The organism is Xanthomonas sp. D-99 (assembly GCF_017746145.1).
Taxonomy (GTDB): Bacteria; Pseudomonadota; Gammaproteobacteria; order Xanthomonadales; family Xanthomonadaceae; genus Xanthomonas; species Xanthomonas cissicola.
Window position 1 is genome coordinate 1 of sequence record NZ_JAGHWU010000026.1, and the last position, 18,193, is coordinate 18,193.

Here is an 18,193-nt window from a genome sequence, read left to right on the forward strand (position 1 = left end):
ACACGGTGTTGCTCATGGGGTGAAGCTCCTGCGTCAAGGGGAGGGGAACAGTGGAAGGCGTCGCCACCGAGCGCCTGCAGCCACGCACTGCGGCGCGCGCGCAACCAGCACAGGCGGCATGCTTGCGCGCTGTACCGCACGCGCGCGACGGGAAATGTTAGCGCTACCACAATTGCGGCCGAAAAAAGCCACGCCATGGAGCGAAGCTGGAGATGCCATGCCTATCCGAGGGAACACTGTCTTTGCGACTTTACCCAGCCCGGCGCGGAAAGGCTTGCTGCGCTGCGAGATACGAACTGGTCTGTGGTCGCCGGATGGCGGGATGCCGGTGATGCGCCTGGCGTGCTGCCTTCTCCCGCCCTTCGGACACCTTCCCAGCGTGCGGGAGAGGGAACTGCGTGGAATAGGCGCGCGCGCTTCCCGTCAACAGGGCTTGCTCTCTTCTCCCGTTCACGGGGGAAGGTGCCCGAAGGGCGGATGGGGGAGGGGCCGCGCCGTCACACCGCACCCCCCCTCATCGCACCGGCCACGGCAGCTACAATGGAGGGCTTATGACCGCTGTCCTGCCGCTGCCGCAACCCCTGTCCGACCCCGCGCCGCGCGACCCGCGTCAGCGGTTGCAGCGCGAACAGCTGCGCCTGGGCAAACGCCTGCAGCGCCAGGTAGGCCAGGCGATTGCCGATTTCGGCATGATCGCGCCCGGCGACAAGATCATGGTCTGCCTGTCCGGCGGCAAGGACAGCTATACCTTGCTGGATATGCTGCTGCGGTTGCAGCGCAAGGCGCCGGTGCCGTTCAGCCTGGTGGCGGTCAATCTGGACCAGAAACAGCCCGACTTTCCCGCCCATGTGCTGCCGGCCTACCTGCGCGGGCTGGGTGTGCCGTTCGATATCGTCGAGCAGGACACCTATTCGGTGGTCAGCCGGGTGATTCCGGCCGGCAAGACGATGTGTTCGCTGTGCTCGCGGCTGCGGCGCGGCGCGCTGTATGCCTATGCCAAGACGCATGGCGTGACCAAGATCGCGCTCGGCCACCATCGCGACGACATCGTGGCCACCTTCTTCATGAACCTGTTTCACCACGCGCGGCTGGCGGCGATGGCGCCCAAGCTGCGCAGCGACGACGGCGCGCATGTGGTGATCCGCCCGCTGGCCTACGTGCGCGAGGCCGACATCGCGGCGTACGCGCAGGCGCGGCAGTTTCCGATCATTCCGTGCAATTTGTGCGGCAGCCAGGAAAACCTGCAGCGCCAGCAGGTTGGCAAGATGTTGCAGCAATGGGACCGCGAGCAGCCTGGGCGCGTGGAGCAGATCGCCCGCGCCTTGGGCGACGTCCGCCCCGAACAACTGGCCGACCGCACACTGTTCGATTTCCTGGCGCTGGGCCGTAACGGCGACGCAGCGCCGGCCGGTCTTGCGCCTGATCCCAGCGCGTGGCTGTCGGCCAGCGACGCCACCCACGATAGCGACTGACGCTGCCTCTCCGGCTGCCGGCAGTCTTCCACCCTCCACGTTTTTCTTCATTCGGTCCAACGCATGTTCTTTCGCAACCTCACCCTGTTCCGCTTTCCCACCACCCTGGATCTCTCCGAGATCGACACATTGCTGCCGCAAGTGCAGCTCAAGCCGGTCGGCCCGCTGGAAATGAGCTCGCGCGGTTTCATCTCTCCGTTCGGCCGCGACGAGCAGGAAGTGCTCTCGCATCGCCTGGAAGATTTTCTGTGGCTCACCGTCGGCGGCGAGGACAAGATCCTGCCCGGCGCGGTGGTCAACGACCTGCTCGAGCGCAAGGTGGCCGAAATCGAGGAAAAGGAAGGCCGTCGCCCCGGTGGCAAGGCACGCAAGCGCCTCAAGGACGACCTGATCCATGAGCTGCTGCCGCGCGCCTTCGTCAAGAGTTCGCGCACCGACTCCATCCTGGACCTGCAGCACGGCTACATCGCGGTCAACAGCTCCAGCCGCAAGAGCGGCGAGAACGTGATGAGCGAGATCCGTGGCGCGCTCGGCAGCTTCCCGGCGCTGCCGCTCAATGCCGAAGTGGCTCCGCGCGCCATCCTCACCGGCTGGATCGCCGGCGAGCCCTTGCCCGAAGGCCTCAGCCTGGGCGAAGAGTGCGAAATGAAGGACCCGATCGAAGGCGGCGCGGTGGTCAAGTGCCAGCACCAGGAACTGCGCGGCGACGAGATCGACAAGCACCTGGAGGCCGGCAAGCAGGTCACCAAGCTGGCGCTGGTGCTGGACGACAATCTGTCGTTCGTGCTCGGCGACGATCTGGTGATCCGCAAGCTCAAGTTCCTCGACGGCGCCCTGGATCAGCTCGAACACAGCGAGGACGACGGCGCACGCGCCGAACTCGACGCACGCTTTGCGTTGATGAGCGCCGAGATCCGCCGCTTGTTCCTGTTGCTGGAAACCGCGCTGAAGTTGAGCAAGGCCGAGTAACCGGAACGTCGAACGGTGGCGTCGTTGAGGCGCGATTTGAGGCGAGCAACGCCGCAGATCAGCCGCTCTACAACTGCCCCATCGGGTGTCCAATCGCTTCCTGGGACGACACCGATCACGGTCTGGCAGTCACCGAGTGCGGCAATCAACGCGTCTCACCGGCTGACACATCGTGGCGGTATCCTGTGCGCATGTTCAAGCCCGTCCGCCGCCTGATTGCACCGCCCTCGCAGGTTGTCGAACGCGACTGCGTGCGCGTGCAGCTGGACGGCCGCGACATCGCGGTGCTGCGCGTGCGCGACCCGCGCGCGCGACGCATCAAGCTGAGCGTCGACGAACGTGGCGCACGGCTGACCTTGCCGCTGCGCGCGAGCCTGATTTCCGGCGAACGGTTTCTGCATGCGCATCTGGACTGGCTGACCACGCAGCTGTCGCGGTATCAGCAGGTCGATGCGTTTCCTGCCCTCGAGCGTGGCGTGCCCGGGCAACTGCCGTTGCGCGGTGCGTTGCTGCCGTTGAGCTGGCACGAAGGGCGCTATGCACGCATCGATATCACCGACGACGGGGCGCAGTTCCATGTGCCTACCCGCCTGGGCGATGCCGGCCTACGTCGCACCCTGAAGGAATTCTACGAAGCACAGGCGCGCGCCGATGTCGGCCGCTGGTTGCCGAGTTATCTGCCCGGCCTGCCGCGCGCACCGGCACGACTGCGGCTGAAGGTGATGTCCTCGCAGTGGGGCTCGCTCGCACCGGATGGCTCGATGGCGTTGGACCTGGCGCTGGTGCTTGGTCGCCCTTCCGCGTTCGAATACGTGCTGGTGCACGAGCTCTGCCATCTGGTGCAGGCCAACCACTCGCCCGCATTCTGGGCCGAAGTGGAGCAACGTTTTCCTGCCTGGCGCGAGGAGCGCAGTTACTTCCACGAACATGGCCGCCAGCTCAAGGCGCAGCTGCGTCGGTTGCTGCACGCGCAGTGACGCAGGCGTAGCGCGCACGGCTGCGGTGAGGCCCCGTTCGCGACAGTGATACGGATGCGGCAACAGCACCAGGCGATCGGTACGGCCAGCGCCAGCGAGTGGTCAGAGCTGCAGCGAAGAGGCCGCTAGCGCCACGCGTAGGAGGCAGCCCGGGCAAGGTGCCGGCAGGCCAGCAGCGACAACCAGGCAAAGCGTGTTGACAGGGCGTGTTCTGCAGCCGCAGCGCCCGCGTCCAGGGTGCGCGCCGACATTCAGTGGTCGGCGTGACACGCCGCTGCCCACGCCTGGTCCAACAGGACGCGATCGCCTGCATCCAAGTGGTCGGCGGTGCGCACCGCCTGGATGAAGGTCCACGGCCCATGCCACCGATCGAAGGATTCAAGTGCGCCTACGAGGCGGGCGGCATCTGCCATGGATCTAGTTCACCTGCGCGATTCGCATCTGCCCATCACGCGTGACGCACACCATCCAAAAAGGCGTTGATCACCGCCGCGACTGCTTCCGGTGCTTCCATATGCACGTGGTGCGTGCCGGGCAGCAGCTGCAGGCGTGCATCGCGCATCATCGCCACGCGGTGGTCGCGCAATGCGTCCGGGAAATACGGCTGTGCGGGCGTGGCGAAGATCGCCTGGGTGGGGCAGACGATGGAGGCCAGCAGCACGTCGATCTGCGCTTCGGTCATGCGGACGGCCGTGGGCAGGGTCAGGCGCGGATCGCTGCACCAGCTGTAGCCACCTTCCACCACGCGCACGCCGCGTTCGACCAGCAGCCGTGCTGCCGGTTCGGTGAGCTGATTGACCATCATGCGTGCGCGTATCGGCATCTCCATCGACGGAAACACCCGCAGTGGCCGCTCTGCCAGGGTGCGTGCCGACGCGACTGCATCGCGCAGGCGTGCCGCGGTGTTTTCCACGGGCTCGGCCAGGGCGCCCAGCGCTTCGATGGCGATCAAGGCTTCCACGCGCTCGGGCGCAGCGGCAGCCAGCAGGCTGGCAACGCCGCCGCCCAGCGAGTGGCCGAGCAGGGTGAAGCGCTCCCAGCCCAGAGCGTCGGCAACCTGCAACAGCTGCTGGATGGTGGTGCTCAGCGTGTACTCGGCGCCGATCGGCAGCCATCCACTGTGGCCGTGGCCGGGCAGATCCAGCAGCACCAGATCCAACTCCTGCGCGTGCAGATGCGCGCTCAGCGGCACGAAGCTGGCCGCGTTATCCAGCCAGCCATGCAAGGCCATCACCCGACGCGGGCCGCGCTCCGGGTTGCGTAATCCGGTGATGCTGCCAATGGCCACCTCGCACGCAAACGGCTCCAACCTCACGCGCGGCGCGCCAGTGCGGCCAATGCCTGCGCATGCGCATCGCTGGCGTTGAGGCAGGGGATATAGCTCAGCGTGGCACCACGCTCGGCCAGCGTTTCGGCAAAGCCCAGCGCGACTTCTTCCAGCGTTTCCAGACAGTCGGTGGCAAAGCCCGGGCAGACCAGGTCGAAGCTGCGCACGCCGCCTTCAGCCAGTTTCCACAGCGTGGGTTCGGCGTACGGCTGCAGCCAGCGCTCGGAGCCGAAGCGCGACTGGTAGCCCATCTGCCACTCGTCCGCGCCCAGCCCCAGCGCTGCCACGATTGCCTGCGCGCTGCGTTCGCACTGCTGCGGATACGGGTCGCCGGCATTGGCCACGCGCTGCGGCAGGCCGTGGAAGGAGAACATCAGCTTTTCGCTGCGCCCATGCACCTGCCAGTGCGCGCGGATCGACTCGGCGATCGCTGCCACCCAGCCGGTGTCCTCGCAGTAGTCCTGGATCACCTCCACCGCAATCTCCGGCGCGCTAGTGCGCCATGCATCCACCACGTCCTGGATCGAAGCGGTGGTGGTGGTGGAATACTGCGGATACAGCGGCAGCACCACGATGCGCTTGATGCCGCGTGCGCGCAGCCGGTCCAGCGTCTTGCGCAACGCCGGCTCGCCGTAGCGCATGGCCCATTCCACATGCCAGTCGGGCATGACCGCTTGCAGGCCGCCGGCCAGGCGGCGCGTGTAGACCGCCAGCGGCGAGCCCTCCGGCAACCACACCTTGGCGTATTTTTCGGCCGACTTCGGCCCGCGGATCGGCAGGATCACCCCGTACAGCAGCGGCTTCCAGAACAACGGTGGAATCGCGACCACGCGGCGGTCGCTCAGGAACTCGGCCAGGTAGCGGCGCACGGCCGGGGCGGTCGGCGATTCGGGGGTGCCGAGGTTGACGACCAGCAGGGCGGTATCGGGTGTCGTGTTCATGCGCACCATTCTGGCAGAGCCGGGCACCGCTGCCGACAACAGCGCGACGATCGCTGCGATCGGCCGCCTCTTCCATGCCGGTTGCGCTCACCACCGATTCATTGCGCCGGCACTAACGTCGCGGCATTGCTATCTTTAACGGATTCTTCCTTGGAGCTTGTCATGCCTCGTTTGTCGCGCCTGGCCCTGTTGTTGTCGCTGACGTTGGCCGCCGGCCATGCCGTCGCCGGCCCGGAAGAAGACCAGCGCGCACGCAATGCGGTGCGTGTGCTCACCGAGATCATGAAGATCCCCGAGCAGGCCATTCCGGACAAACTGCTCGACGAGGCGCGCGCCATCGTGGTCATTCCCGACACGCTGAAGGCCGGCCTGGTGATCGGCGGCCGGCGCGGCCATGGACTGATGTCGATGAAGAATGCCGATGGCAGCTGGTCGCAACCGGTGTTCGTCAAGCTCACCGGCGGCAGCATCGGCTTCCAGGCCGGCGTGCAGTCGTCCGACGTGGTGCTGGTGTTCCGCAACGACCGCAGCCTGGACAACATCGTCAACGGCAAGTTCACCCTTGGCGCCGACGCCGGCGTGGCCGCAGGCCCGGTCGGGCGCAATGCCGCTGCAGCCACCGATGGTCAGCTCAAGGCCGAAATCTGGTCCTGGTCGCGTGCCCGTGGCCTGTTCGCCGGGGTCGCGCTGGACGGTGCGGTCCTGCAGATCGACGATGCCGCCGATCTCAATGCCTATGGCGGTGGCGCGACCCCGCGCATGATTTTCGAAGGCCGCACCAGCGAACGCCCGTCCACCGATGTGATCGCCTTCCGCGACCGGCTGGAAGAGGCCACCTACACCGCGCGCGCCAATCGCGGCACCGATGCCGCCGCCGATGACGCGCCGCCGGCACCGCGTCCGCAAACCCCGCCGCCGGCGCAGGCACGGCAACCGGCCACTGTGCCGCCGCCGGCCAGCGAAGCCAGCACCGTGCCGATGCAGCCCAGCGCCACGCCGCCGGCCCAGCAAGGTTTCCAGCCGGTATCGGAAGGCGAAATCCGCACCGAATCACTAGACGGCAACCGCTAACGCACTGTCATCCCCCTGCGCGGTGCGCTGGGGTATCCTGCGTCTTCCTTCTTTTCAGCAAGCGAGCAGATCATGGGCGGTTTCAGCATTTGGCACTGGCTGATCGTGCTGGTGATCGTGTTGCTGGTGTTCGGTACCAAGCGGCTCACCAGCGGTGCCAAGGATCTCGGCAGCGCGGTCAAGGAATTCAAGAAAGGCATGCACGACGACGACAAGCCGGCCGGCAAGCTCGGCGACGACGCCCGCACTGCCGAGCAGGCGCGTGAGGCGCAGGCCGAACGCGACCGCGACGCGCGCTGATCCGGAGCGGCGTCGGTGTTTGACATAGGTGTTGGCGAACTGACGCTCATTGCGGTCGTCGCCCTGGTGGTGCTCGGCCCCGAGCGTTTGCCCAAGGCGGCCCGATTTGCCGGATTGTGGGTGCGCCGTGCGCGCATGCAGTGGGACTCGGTCAAGCAGGAACTCGAACGCGAACTCGAGGCCGAAGAGCTCAAGCGCAGCCTGCAGGACGTGCAAGCCTCGCTGCGCGAGGCCGAAGACCAGCTGCGCAACAAGCAACAGCAAGTCGAGCAGGGTGCCCGCGCGCTGCACGACGACGTCAGCCGCGATATCGACATCCGCGCCAGCGCCACGCCGGTGGCAACGCCGCTGGAACTGGCGCATGCGGATTTGTCTGCCGGCCCCGATGTCGATACGGCAGCAGGCGCAACCGATACGGCTGGAGCTGCACACACCGCGCCGGTCATTGCGCAAGCTCAACCCATTGCGCCAGCGCCGCATCACACCCTGGTTCCGGCTCCCCACGACACGAGAGTGCCCGCGCCGCACGCCGCGCATCTGGCCAGCGCGCCTGAGCCGGTCGCCGTCGCGCCAGTCGATGCGGGCACACCGGACGCGTCGATGCCGAGCGCGCCCGCCAGGATCCAGGAGAAACAGCCGTGAGCCTGTTCGACGACGCACAGGCCGAAAGCAGTCTGATCGAGCATCTGGTCGAATTACGCGCCCGCCTGGTCCGCGCGCTGATCGGGCTGGGCGTGGTGTTGCTGGCCCTGCTGCCGTTTTCGCGGGCGATCTATTCGTGGCTGGCCGCACCGCTGATCTCGCAGCTGCCGCTGGGGCAGACGATGATCGCGATGAACCCGGCCGGCGCGTTCTTCGCCCCGCTCAAGCTGACCTTCTTCGTGGCGGTGTTCTTCAGCGTGCCGTGGCTGCTGTATCAGGCCTGGGCCTTCGTGGCGCCGGGGTTGTACCAGCGCGAAAAGAAACTGGCATTTCCGCTGCTGGCGTCTGCGGTGGCACTGTTCTATATCGGCTGCGCGTTCGCCTATTTCCTGGTGTTGCCGGCGGTGTTCCACTTCCTGACCACGTTCAAGCCGGACGTGATCGCCATTACCCCGGACGCCAATTCCTATCTGGATTTCGTACTGGCGATCTTCTTCGCCTTCGGTGCCAGTTTCGAACTGCCGGTGGCGCTGGTGATCTTGGTGCTGCTGGGCTGGGTCACGCCGAAACAGCTCAGCGAAGGCCGCGGCTACGCCATCGTCGGCATCTTCATCCTGGCCGCCGTGCTGACCCCGCCAGACGTGGTGTCGCAGCTGATGCTGGCCATCCCCATGTGCCTGCTCTACGAGCTGGGCATCATGGCCTCGCGTGCTGTGGCTCCAAAGCCGGCTTAGTGCCGTCGCTGCACCGAGGCGCGCGCGGCAGTGATCGAACGGGCCGATCAGGGCATCGAAGCGGCGCCGTCGCATGCAGGTGGGCGGTTCGGTCGTCTTCGGGCACACACCAGGTCGCTGCGCAGCATTGCCCCGGATGCCATCGTCCACGTAGGAGCGCACCCGGGCGCGACGAAGCCTACGCCGAGAACGCCCAGGCCGCGCCCAGGTGCGCTCCTACGGCTGCGCGACCTCAAGCAACAAAGACATCCGGCCGCGATGGCGGAGCTGGCCGGGCGACAGCGCCTTCGTGGGTAAACATCTGCTTCCATGCCGCATACACCGAGCCGGCGAACACCGGCATCAGCACCGCCATCAGCAGCAGCTGGGCCAGCCACGCCGCCGCGACCTGGCCGGCGACCAGGCCGACGATCAGCGCCACGATCATCACCGCGAAATAGATCGCAAAGATGGCGATGAAGGCCAGCACGAAGAACACCAGCATCGCCGGCAGGTTGTGCAGGCTGGCGCGCAGGCTTTCGCGCAGCGCGTGACCGCCGGTGCTGCGGTCGAACATGACCTGCGGCGGCATCACGAACAGCGCCAGCGTCATCGCGGCGAAGGTGGCGATGGTCAGCAGCAGCCACAGCAGGATGCGCCCGGCCGGCAGGCTGGCCGCCAGTTGCTCGATCTGCACCGGATCCGGCTGCGCGCCGGACTGGCTGATCTGGTTAATCTTGACCATCACCTCGGACAACTGCTGCAGCCCACTGGCGCCGATCATCGCCAGCAGCAGCACACCCAGCAGCAGGCCGGCAATCAGCTGCGGCAGCAGCGACACCAGCAGATGCGGCGCACGACCGTCCTGCAGGCCATGCAGCAAATGCGACGGTTTGGCGATGCGGCCTTCGTCCACTTCGCGGATGGCCCACAGCAGGCCGCCCATGAACAACGGGCCGGCCAGCACCAGCAGGAACTGCAGAGCCGGGCCCAACAGCGGCACCAGGACCGACAGCGACACCACCAACGAGGCGGCCACGCTCCAGATCACCCCCAGCGAGCCAAGCGCCAGCGGCGCCCGCTTCAACAGCGAGAAACCGGTCAACAGCCATTCTGCGCCGGCAGATGCCGGCACCTTACGAATTTCGCTCATTCCCATTCCGGATCGATACGCGCGCCGGACCATCCGGCGTCGCGCGATTATCGCTGCTTTTACGTGTGCGCGGCGGGACGAGCGCTCACTGTCTGCAGCCGGCGTGCGTGATGCACGAAGCGGCGCAACAGCTTGCGGGCGATGGGGGCGGCGGTGACCTCGCGGGCGACCGTGCGGGCGCAACGTCCGTGGCGGGCGATGCAGTCGGCACGCGCCTGCACATAGCCGCGCATGTGGTGGGTGGCGAATTCGGGGTGGAACTGGACGCCCCAGGTGGCCCGGCCCCAGCGGAAGGCATGGCAGCGGTCCTGCCGGGAGTGCGCCAGCACGATGGCGCCGTCGGGGGCACGCACGACTGTCTGCAGATGGGTGGCATGGGCCGGGAACTGCGGCGGAAGGCCTGCGAATAAAGGATCCTGCTCGGCCGGCGGATGCAGCTCCAGCGCGATGGTGCCGGATTCGCGCCCGGCCGGGTTGTAGTCGACCTCGCCGCCCAGCGCGTGCGCCAGCAACTGGTGCCCGTAGCAGATGCCCAGCAGCGGCATGCCTTGATGGGCGGCATGGCGCAGCCATTCGGCACTGCGTTCGCTCCAGTCGGCACGGTCGGTGACGAAGGCAGCCGAACCGCTGACGATGATGCCGGCAAAGTCGGCCGGGTCGGGCAGCGCGTCGCCATTGGCGACGTCGATGGCCACCGTTTCCTGCTCGGCCAGCCCGGCCGCCACGCGGATCCAGTGCGGAAAACGGCCGTATCGCTTCATCTCCGGCACGGGCTGCCCGGTTTCGATGATCAGGAACGGCAAAACGGACATGCGCGAAGATCCGGACACAACAGATGCACCCGATTGTAGGCGGCAGCGACGCGTTTTTTTCAAGCGGCACTCCAGGACGCGCGCTGCGGGTCATTGCCGAATGACATGTCCTGATTCCCTCCAAGCGGGATTGACGGGGTAACCACGGCGGTGGCACGCCATGGATATCGGCAGCGATCCACGCGACTGGACTGCCCGCGCGTGGGTTGCGTTGCGGTCTGAGAATGCCGCTGCCTGCTTGAACGGGAGCAGGCAGGGCTGGAGTGACCAGTTGCCCGCGTGTGGCTTTGGCTGCCGAGCCGTGGGTCTGGGCATCTAGGGGTGTCGGGTGCTGCGCTTTGCTGGCGTTGGACTTGGCTCGGCTGACAGCACTTAGCGAGCTGCCGTCGTTTTGGCAGCCGCCCTTAGCGCGGCAAACAAAAAGTCTTCAAGTCCTGTCTATTGCAGAACGGCTGATCTGGGGCTTTGTTGCAGGGCCCTTGCCCGCCCACCATCGCAGGACACGCTGCAAGTACGTCCCTGTCAGCTCCTTGGCGGCATCCATGCCGCCAAGGGTCCTGCGATGGCGAGCGGACAAGGACCAATCGAGATGGTCGGTGTGTCAGTGCAGGCCACAGGCGATGTTCGCTGGCTATATGAGTTGGACGCGACCAGCTTGCAGCGCCCGAGCGCTAAGCCGCACCTCCTTCGCACCATGAGCTGCTTTTATAAAACCGCCGACCGGCGATCCGGTGCGGTGTCCTTGCCGCTTGCTGGGCCGTTGGCGGCATGCATGCCGCCATCGAGCCCCAGCGGCGAGCTCACGCTGTGTCCCGCGAGCGGTGAGGGCTCAGCGTACTCGACCTCTTTGCGCAGGCTTCTGTTTGCCTTCAAGCGGATGCGGCGAATACAGCCGCTGCGCTCCCCAAGCCGGACGCGCGCTGCGTTGTGTCAGCTGCTCTGGGCTACTCGCGCGGCGGCAACACCGACAGCACTTCTTCGATGGTGGTCAACCCCGCGGCGACCTTCTCCAGGCCGGTGCGGCGCAGCGTGCGCAGGCCTTCGCCGCGGGCAGCCTGGCTGAAGCCGGCAAGTTCGGTGTCGGGGCGGATGAGGGTGCGCAGGCGCGGGGTGACCGGCAGCAGTTCGTACAGGCCCACCCGGCCCAGGTAACCGGTGCGGCGGCATTCCAGGCAACCGACCGGGGCGTGCACGTTGAGCGGTTCCGGCAGCGCCTCGCCTGGCTCGCGGATGGCCGCCCAGTCGGCATCGCTGAGCGTGTGCGGGCGCTTGCAATGCACGCACAGCGTGCGCACCAGCCGCTGCGCCAGCACGCCGTTGAGGGTGGAGGCCACCAGGTAATGCGGCACGCCCAGGTCGAGCAGGCGGGTGATCGCCGAGGCGGCATCGTTGGTGTGCAGCGTGGACAGCACCAGATGCCCGGTGAGCGAAGCCTGCACCGCCATCTGCGCGGTTTCCAGGTCGCGGATTTCGCCGATCATGATGATGTCCGGGTCCTGGCGCAGCAGCGTGCGCACGCCGCTGGCGAAATCCAGGTCGATGTTCTGCTGCACCTGCATCTGGTTGAATTCCGGAGCGATCATCTCGATCGGGTCTTCCACGCTGCACACGTTCACATCCGGCGTGGCCAGGCGCTTGAGCGTGGAATACAGCGTGGTGGTCTTACCCGAGCCGGTGGGGCCGGTGACCAGCACGATGCCGTGCGGGCGCTCGACCAGCGCGCTCCAGCCGGTGGCTTCTTCGGGGCTGAAACCCAGCTGTTCGATGCTCTTGAACGCCGAATCCGGGTCGAAGATGCGCATCACGCACTTCTCGCCGAAGGCGGTGGGCATCGTGGACAGGCGCATTTCCACCTCGCGCCCACCCGGCGAGCGGGTCTTGATGCGGCCATCCTGCGGGCGGCGGCGTTCGGCCAGGTCCATGCGCCCGAGCACCTTGATGCGGCTGACCACTGCGGTCATCACCGACGGCGGCACTTCCAGCACCTTGTGCAGCACCCCGTCGATGCGGAAGCGCATGCGCCCGGCCTCGCGCCGCGGTTCCAGATGGATGTCGCTGGCCCGCTGTTCGTAGGCGTACTGCAGCAGCCAGTCGACGATATGCACGATGTGGTGGTCGTCGGCATTGACGTCGCCGGCACGGCCCAGTTCCACCAGCTGTTCGAAGCTGGGCAGGCCGGCATTGGGTTCGGTGCTGCGCGCATCGCTGCGCGCGCCGCGCACCGATTGGGTCACGCCGAAGAACTCCATCGTGTAGCGATGCAGGTCCAGCGGGTTGATCAGCGCCAGCTCGATACGGCGCCGGCTCAGGTGTTGCACGTCGGCCAGCCACTCCAGCGCCAGCGGCTCGCTGGTGGCGATCAGCACGCGCTCGGCATCCAGCGCCAGCGGCAGGATGCGATGGCGTCGCGCATACGCATGCGAGACCACGCCGGTGACCGCGGCCACATCGATGCGGGTGGGGTCGATGCGCAGATAGCGCAGCCCGGTGCGGGTGGCCAGCCATTCGGTCAGCCGTTCCAGGCCCAGCTCGCCGGCCGGCGGCTGGGCGGCATGCAGTTTCAGATTGGCCAGCAGCACCAGCGGATGCACATCGCTGGCGGTGCGCGCGCCGCCAGCGGAGAACTGCACGCGCTCGTGTTCGTGCGGTACCACCATGCCGTCGGCCAGCAGGGCCGCGGCCACCGGGTCGAACATCAGCCGACCGCGCGGCAGCAGTGCCACGGCGTTGTCCGGATCGGCGGTGCGCCGCTGTTCCATGCGTGTTCTTCCCCAGCAGCGGTGCTGCGCGGCAAAGCGCCGCGGGTAGGCCGGTATACTAGCGCACCCCTCCCGTACGGCCCTTGCTGCATGTCCGATTCCCGGCGCGTCCCAATCACTTTCCAGGGCCTGATCCAGACCCTCAACCAGTACTGGGCCGAGCAAGGCTGCGTGCTGATCCAGCCGCTGGACCTGGAAGTGGGCGCGGGCACGTTCCACCCGGCCACCTTCCTGCGCGCGCTGGGGCCGGAGCCGTGGAATGCCGCCTATGTGCAGCCCTCGCGCCGCCCCACCGACGGCCGCTACGGCGAAAATCCCAACCGCCTGCAGCGTTATTACCAGTACCAGGTGGCGATGAAGCCCAACCCGGACAACATCCAGGACCTGTACCTGGGCTCGCTCAAGGCGCTGGGCATCGACCCGTTGGTGCACGACCTGCGCTTTGTCGAAGACAACTGGGAATCGCCCACGCTCGGCGCCTGGGGCCTGGGCTGGGAGGTCTGGCTCAACGGCATGGAAGTCACCCAGTTCACCTACTTCCAGCAGGCCGGCGGGCTGGAGTGCAAGCCGGTGCTGGGCGAGATCACCTACGGGCTGGAACGGCTGTGCATGTATCTGCAGAGCTGCGACAACGTCTACGAGCTGGTGTGGACCTACGGCCCGGACGGCGCCGCAGTGACCTACGGCGATGTGTACCACCAGAACGAGGTGGAGCAGAGCACCTACAACTTCGAACATGCCAATGTGGCCGAGCTGTTCCATCGCTTCGATGCCTGCGAAGCCGAAGCCAGGCACCTGGTCGAGGTCGGCCTGCCGCTGCCGGCGTACGAGCAGGTCACCAAGGCCAGCCACGCCTTCAACCTGCTGGATGCGCGCCGCGCGATCAGCGTGACCGAGCGCCAGCGCTACATCCTGCGCGTGCGCGCGCTGGCCCAGGGCGTGGCGCAGGCGTACTACGCCCAGCGCGAGAGGTTGGGATTTCCCGGGGTCAAACGCTGATGCTGTTGCCTTCTCCCGCTGGCGGGGGAAGGTGCCTGCAGGGCGGATGGGGGCCGCATGCCGTCGCCGCCGCGCAACCCTATCCGGCGCATCGCGCCACCTTCTCCCGCAAGCGGGAGAAGGACATCATCAAGCCACCTTCGTCGGTTGACGAACCAAGCGAAAACCAAGGTCCTACGCAATGACTCAGATGCACCCCCTGCTGATCGAACTGGGCACCGAAGAGCTGCCGGTCAAGGCGCTGCCGGGTCTGGCGCGGGCGTTCTTCGATGGCGTGCTGAGCGGTCTGGAAAAGCGCGGCGTTGCCATCACCCGCGGCGATGCCAAGCCGCTGTCCACCCCGCGTCGTCTGGCGGTATTGCTGCCGGGTGTGGCCACCGAGCAGCCGGAGCAGCGCTCCGAAGTGCTGGGGCCGTATCTCAACATCGCCCTCGACGCCGAGGGCAAGCCGACCAAGGCGCTGGCCGGTTTCGCCGCCAAGGCCGGCATCGACTGGACCGCGCTGGAACGCACCAGCGATGCCAAGGGCGAGCGTTTCGTGCATCGCGCAGTGACGCCGGGGGCGCGCACGGCCGACTTGTTGCCGGAGATCCTGCGCGAGGCCATCGCCGCGATGCCGATCCCCAAGCCGATGCGCTGGGGCGCGCACGAATACGCCTTCGCACGGCCGGTGCAATGGTTGGTGCTGTTGTTCGGCACCGCGGTGATTCCGGCCGAATTGCTGGGCGTGCGCGGCGACCGCATCACGCGCGGGCACCGCTTCATGCATGAGGGCGCGGTGTCGCTGGCGGCGCCCGGCGACTACGTCGATGCGCTGCGTGCGGCGCATGTGCTGGTGGATCCGGACGCGCGCCGTGCCCGCATCGTCGACGAAGTGCAGGCGGCGGCCAGGCAGGCCGGCGGCAGCGCACGCATCAGCGACGATAACCTGGAGCAGGTGGTCAACCTGGTCGAATGGCCGGCGGCGGTGCTGTGCAGTTTCGAGCGCGACTTCCTGGCGGTGCCGCAGGAAGCGTTGATCGAAACCATGGAGATCAACCAGAAATTCTTCCCGGTGCTGGATGACGGCGGCACCTTGACCGAGCAGTTCATCGGCATCGCCAATATCCAATCCAAGGACGTGGCCGAAGTCGCCAAAGGCTACGAGCGGGTCATCCGTCCGCGTTTTGCCGACGCCAAGTTCTTCTTCGACGAAGACCTGAAGCAAGGCTTGGAGGCGATGGGCGCGGGTCTTGCCAGCGTGACCTACCAGGCCAAGCTGGGCACGGTGGCCGACAAGGTCGCGCGCGTGGCGGCGCTGGCCGAAGTCATCGCCCCGCAGGTGGGCGCCGACCCGGTGCAGGCGCGCCGCGCTGCGCAGTTGGCCAAGAACGACCTGCAATCGCGCATGGTCAACGAATTCCCGGAATTGCAGGGCATTGCCGGCCGCCATTACGCCAAGGCCGCCGATGAGCCCGGCGAGATTGCGCTGGCCATCGACGAGGCCTACCAACCGCGTTTTGCCGGCGACGACATCGCACTCTCGCCGCTGGGCAAGGTGCTGGCGATTGCCGAACGCCTGGACACCTTGGCCGGTGGATTTGCGGCCGGGTTGAAGCCGACCGGGAACAAGGACCCGTTTGCGCTGCGGCGTAATGCGTTGGGGTTGGCGCGGACGGTGATTGAGTCGGGGTTTGATCTGAATCTGAAGGCAATGCTAGTAGCGGCCTCCAACTTGCTGCCATGGGATAGGCTCGTCAGAAAGGCCACGTTGACGAACGAAGAAACGATTTCTGAAATTGACACCGCGCAGCACACACAGTTGGCCGGAGAAATCTTCGACTTCATCCTCGACCGCCTACGCGGCTACTACGCCGACAAGGGCGTACCGGCCACGCATTTCAATGCAGTCGCCGCATTGTTCTCGGTCACGTCCGAGGCCGTGCCGACACCGACCAGCGTAGGAGCGCACCCGGGCGCGACCCCCGGCTCCCTCTACGACTTCGACTGCCGCATCGATGCCATCGGCATCTTCGCCACGCTGCCCGAAGCCGCCGCGTTGGCCGCGGCGAACAAGCGCATCCGCAATATCCTGCGCAAGGTCGAGGGCGAGATCCCCGGCGACATCGACACCAGCCTGCTGCGAGAACCGGCCGAAGAGGCCCTGGCCGAAGCGGTGGAAGCGGCCATCGGCGACACCGGCGATGCCTTGCATCGTCACGACTACGTTGCCGTGCTCGCACGCCTGGCGCGCCTGCGCCCACAGGTGGATGCGTTCTTCGACGGCGTGATGGTCAATGCCGAAGACCCGCAGCTGCGCGCCAACCGGCTCGCATTGTTGAACAAGCTCGGCGACCGCCTCGGCAGCGTTGCCGCCATCGAGCATCTGTCCAGCTGATGTCCAGCTCGGCGGGCGCGCTGCATTTGCAGACCGCCCAGGCCGCGTTGGCGCGGCGCGATCTGGGTGTGGCAGCGTCTGCATTGCAGGCGCTGCTGGAGGTGGAACCGACGCATGTCTCTGCACGCGTGCTGCTGGCCGGCACCGTGTTGGCCAACGGCCGCATGCGCGAAGCGGTGACTCAGCTGCAGCTGGCCGCACGCGATGTGGGCGAGGATGTGGCGATGCGCTGCCGTGTGGCGCAGGCCCTGTTGCGCGTTGGCGAACATCGCGAACTGCACGCGCTGCTGCGGCATCCCTCGGTGATGCAGTGCCGCGACGGCGCGACCTTGGCTTTGCTTGCACACGTGCACCAATCCTTGGGCGAACACGTCCAGGCATTGGCGATGATGCAGCGCGCACAGGCCTGCGGATTCGATGGACCGGACTTCCGTTTTTTTCTTGCGGTGCAACTGCAGTTCAATGGGCGCCTGGATGAGGCGGCGCAGGCGTTGGAGCAGACCCTGGCGCTGTCGCCCGGCTACGGCCGTGCAGCGCTCACGCGTGCGCGGCTGCGCCGTCAGACCACCGGCAGCAACCATGTCGCGCAACTACGTCAGCAATTGCAGCTCGCCAAACCCGAAAGCGAAGATCGTGCCGGGCTGGCGTTTGCGTTGTACAAGGAGCTGGAGGACCTGGGCGACACCGCTGCCGCCTGGGACGCGCTGCAGCACGGCAATGCAGTGATGCATGCACGTCTGCGCCACGATGCCGATGCCGAAGCTGCGCTGTACGCGCAACTGGGCGCGTTGGCTGCGCGGGGCGTGTTCGCAGCGCAGGATACCGGTACCGTACAAGGTCCGCAGCCGATCTTCGTGCTCGGCCTGCCGCGCTCGGGCACCACGGTGCTGGAGCGGATGCTGGGCAATCATTCGCAGATCGTTTCGGCCGGCGAGTTGAACGACTTCGGTCATCAGTTGCGCTGGGGCGCCGATCAGGCCGGGCGCAGTCTGCTGGACGCGCCGTTGCTGCAGGCGCTGCCCACGCTGGATTATGCGCAGATTGGCACGCGGTATCTGCAACAAACGCAGTGGCGTGCCGGGTCGGCGCGCTGGTATATCGATAAATTGCCGGCCAATGCGGTGGCGATCGGCGCGATTGCGCGCGCACTGCCGGGTGCACTGATCATGCACCTGGTGCGCGAGCCGTTGGCGGTATGTTTTTCCAATTACCGCGCGCTGTTCGGCGACTCGTATGCCTACAGCTACGACCTGCACACACTGGCGCGTCACTATCAGGCGTATCACGGATTGATGGCGCAATGGCGCGCCGCATTGCCGGGCCGGGTGATCGATGTGGACTACGCACAGATGGTGCGTGATCCATCCACGGTGCTGCAGCAATTGATGGCGCATTGCGGGCTGGACATCGAGCCGGGGCAGATCGACATCACGCGCAATGCGGCAGCGTCGGCCACGTTGAGCAGCGTGCAGGTGCGCGAGGGCGTGCACAGCCGCAGCGTGGAGGAATGGCGCCGCTATGCAATCCGGTTGGAGCCTTTGCGGCAGGCGTTGTCAGAGGCTGGTCTGATCGATGCTGGCTTGCATTAACGCACTCTAGGCGGCACACCAGATGCGTTGGGAGCACGTTTCATAGGCCTCCAATCCGGTGCACACCGATGCAGTCGCGCTAGCCGAGTCCG

Annotated in this window: 15 protein-coding genes; 10 read left to right on the forward strand and 5 right to left on the reverse strand. The window is 66.6% G+C overall.

Annotation, left to right across the window (positions count from 1 at the left end; genetic code table 11):
* The first annotated feature begins 551 nt into the window (after positions 1-551).
* From ttcA to J7360_RS12205, 3 genes are all read left to right on the forward strand, one after another.
* Complete coding sequence (gene ttcA, locus J7360_RS12195; protein ID WP_209033941.1) at positions 552-1,472, forward strand: tRNA 2-thiocytidine(32) synthetase TtcA; 921 nt, start codon at positions 552-554, stop codon at positions 1,470-1,472.
* Positions 1,473-1,535: 63 nt separating this feature from the next.
* Positions 1,536-2,441: a recombination-associated protein RdgC gene (locus J7360_RS12200; protein WP_057659274.1), complete on the forward strand. Its 906-nt coding sequence runs from the start codon at positions 1,536-1,538 to the stop codon at positions 2,439-2,441.
* 191 nt (positions 2,442-2,632) lie between these two features.
* On the forward strand, positions 2,633-3,418 hold the full coding sequence (locus J7360_RS12205) for a SprT family zinc-dependent metalloprotease (protein ID WP_007963323.1): 786 nt from the start codon (positions 2,633-2,635) through the stop codon (positions 3,416-3,418).
* Positions 3,419-3,866: 448 nt separating this feature from the next.
* On the opposite strand, the gene J7360_RS12210 is transcribed toward J7360_RS12205, so the two are convergent.
* Both J7360_RS12210 and hemH read right to left on the reverse strand, forming a co-directional pair.
* Positions 3,867-4,727: an alpha/beta hydrolase gene (locus J7360_RS12210; protein WP_042806195.1), complete on the reverse strand. Its 861-nt coding sequence runs from the start codon at positions 4,725-4,727 to the stop codon at positions 3,867-3,869.
* Between the two features lie 2 nt (positions 4,728-4,729).
* A complete protein-coding gene (gene hemH / locus J7360_RS12215) occupies positions 4,730-5,695 on the reverse strand; it encodes a ferrochelatase (RefSeq protein WP_057659271.1) in 966 nt (321 codons plus the stop codon).
* Positions 5,696-5,848: 153 nt separating this feature from the next.
* Between hemH and J7360_RS12220 the strand changes: the two genes are divergently transcribed.
* The 4 genes from J7360_RS12220 (at position 5,849) to tatC (ending at position 8,433) form a co-directional block, all read left to right on the forward strand.
* The gene (locus J7360_RS12220) at positions 5,849-6,757 is read left to right on the forward strand and encodes a YSC84-related protein (RefSeq protein ID WP_057659269.1); all 909 of its coding nucleotides are present in this window, start codon (positions 5,849-5,851) and stop codon (positions 6,755-6,757) included.
* Positions 6,758-6,829: 72 nt separating this feature from the next.
* Positions 6,830-7,057: a Sec-independent protein translocase subunit TatA gene (gene tatA, locus J7360_RS12225; RefSeq protein ID WP_023905698.1), complete on the forward strand. Its 228-nt coding sequence runs from the start codon at positions 6,830-6,832 to the stop codon at positions 7,055-7,057.
* Positions 7,058-7,072: 15 nt separating this feature from the next.
* A complete protein-coding gene (gene tatB / locus J7360_RS12230; RefSeq protein ID WP_007963317.1) occupies positions 7,073-7,699 on the forward strand; it encodes a Sec-independent protein translocase protein TatB in 627 nt (208 codons plus the stop codon).
* On the forward strand, positions 7,696-8,433 hold the full coding sequence (tatC, locus tag J7360_RS12235) for a twin-arginine translocase subunit TatC (RefSeq protein WP_007963315.1): 738 nt from the start codon (positions 7,696-7,698) through the stop codon (positions 8,431-8,433). Before tatB ends, tatC begins: the two co-directional genes overlap by 4 nt.
* A gap of 232 nt (positions 8,434-8,665) precedes the next feature.
* On the opposite strand, the gene J7360_RS12240 is transcribed toward tatC, so the two are convergent.
* The 3 genes from J7360_RS12240 to J7360_RS12250 all read right to left on the reverse strand — a co-directional run bounded on the left by J7360_RS12240 (position 8,666) and on the right by J7360_RS12250 (position 13,136).
* Positions 8,666-9,565 carry a BPSS1780 family membrane protein gene (locus tag J7360_RS12240; protein ID WP_057659267.1) on the reverse strand — a complete coding sequence of 300 codons (900 nt, stop codon included), beginning with the start codon at positions 9,563-9,565 and terminating at the stop codon, positions 8,666-8,668.
* 59 nt (positions 9,566-9,624) lie between these two features.
* Positions 9,625-10,377 (reverse strand): glutamine amidotransferase, encoded by a 753-nt coding sequence (locus tag J7360_RS12245; protein WP_003484963.1) that lies wholly within the window; start codon positions 10,375-10,377, stop codon positions 9,625-9,627.
* Between the two features lie 944 nt (positions 10,378-11,321).
* Positions 11,322-13,136, reverse strand: coding sequence for a GspE/PulE family protein (locus J7360_RS12250; RefSeq protein ID WP_057659265.1), 1,815 nt, complete (start codon positions 13,134-13,136; stop codon positions 11,322-11,324).
* Between the two features lie 90 nt (positions 13,137-13,226).
* Here J7360_RS12250 and glyQ point away from each other — a divergent pair, with 90 nt between their 5' ends.
* From glyQ to J7360_RS12265, 3 genes are all read left to right on the forward strand, one after another.
* Positions 13,227-14,135, forward strand: a complete 909-nt coding sequence (gene glyQ, locus J7360_RS12255) for a glycine--tRNA ligase subunit alpha (protein WP_057659262.1) — start codon at positions 13,227-13,229, stop codon at positions 14,133-14,135.
* Positions 14,136-14,316: 181 nt separating this feature from the next.
* Positions 14,317-16,512, forward strand: a complete 2,196-nt coding sequence (gene glyS / locus J7360_RS12260) for a glycine--tRNA ligase subunit beta (protein ID WP_057659261.1) — start codon at positions 14,317-14,319, stop codon at positions 16,510-16,512.
* Positions 16,512-18,101 carry a sulfotransferase gene (locus J7360_RS12265; protein WP_057659259.1) on the forward strand — a complete coding sequence of 530 codons (1,590 nt, stop codon included), beginning with the start codon at positions 16,512-16,514 and terminating at the stop codon, positions 18,099-18,101. The genes glyS and J7360_RS12265 overlap by 1 nt, the downstream gene beginning before the upstream one ends.
* Positions 18,102-18,193 lie beyond the last annotated feature (92 nt).

Excerpts from the sequence above, each read along its gene's own strand:
- ttcA (WP_209033941.1), top strand. The coding sequence starts at position 552 with ATGACCGCTGTCCTGCCGCTGCCGCAACCCCTGTCCGACCCCGCGCCG.
- J7360_RS12200 (WP_057659274.1), top strand. The coding sequence starts at position 1,536 with ATGTTCTTTCGCAACCTCACCCTGTTCCGCTTTCCCACCACCCTGGAT.
- J7360_RS12205 (WP_007963323.1), top strand. The coding sequence starts at position 2,633 with ATGTTCAAGCCCGTCCGCCGCCTGATTGCACCGCCCTCGCAGGTTGTC.
- hemH (WP_057659271.1), bottom strand. The coding sequence starts at position 5,695 with ATGGTGCGCATGAACACGACACCCGATACCGCCCTGCTGGTCGTCAAC.
- J7360_RS12220 (WP_057659269.1), top strand. The coding sequence starts at position 5,849 with ATGCCTCGTTTGTCGCGCCTGGCCCTGTTGTTGTCGCTGACGTTGGCC.
- tatA (WP_023905698.1), top strand. The coding sequence starts at position 6,830 with ATGGGCGGTTTCAGCATTTGGCACTGGCTGATCGTGCTGGTGATCGTG.
- J7360_RS12240 (WP_057659267.1), bottom strand. The coding sequence starts at position 9,565 with ATGAGCGAAATTCGTAAGGTGCCGGCATCTGCCGGCGCAGAATGGCTG.
- J7360_RS12245 (WP_003484963.1), bottom strand. The coding sequence starts at position 10,377 with ATGTCCGTTTTGCCGTTCCTGATCATCGAAACCGGGCAGCCCGTGCCG.
- J7360_RS12250 (WP_057659265.1), bottom strand. The coding sequence starts at position 13,136 with ATGGAACAGCGGCGCACCGCCGATCCGGACAACGCCGTGGCACTGCTG.
- glyQ (WP_057659262.1), top strand. The coding sequence starts at position 13,227 with ATGTCCGATTCCCGGCGCGTCCCAATCACTTTCCAGGGCCTGATCCAG.
- glyS (WP_057659261.1), top strand. The coding sequence starts at position 14,317 with ATGACTCAGATGCACCCCCTGCTGATCGAACTGGGCACCGAAGAGCTG.
- J7360_RS12265 (WP_057659259.1), top strand. The coding sequence starts at position 16,512 with ATGTCCAGCTCGGCGGGCGCGCTGCATTTGCAGACCGCCCAGGCCGCG.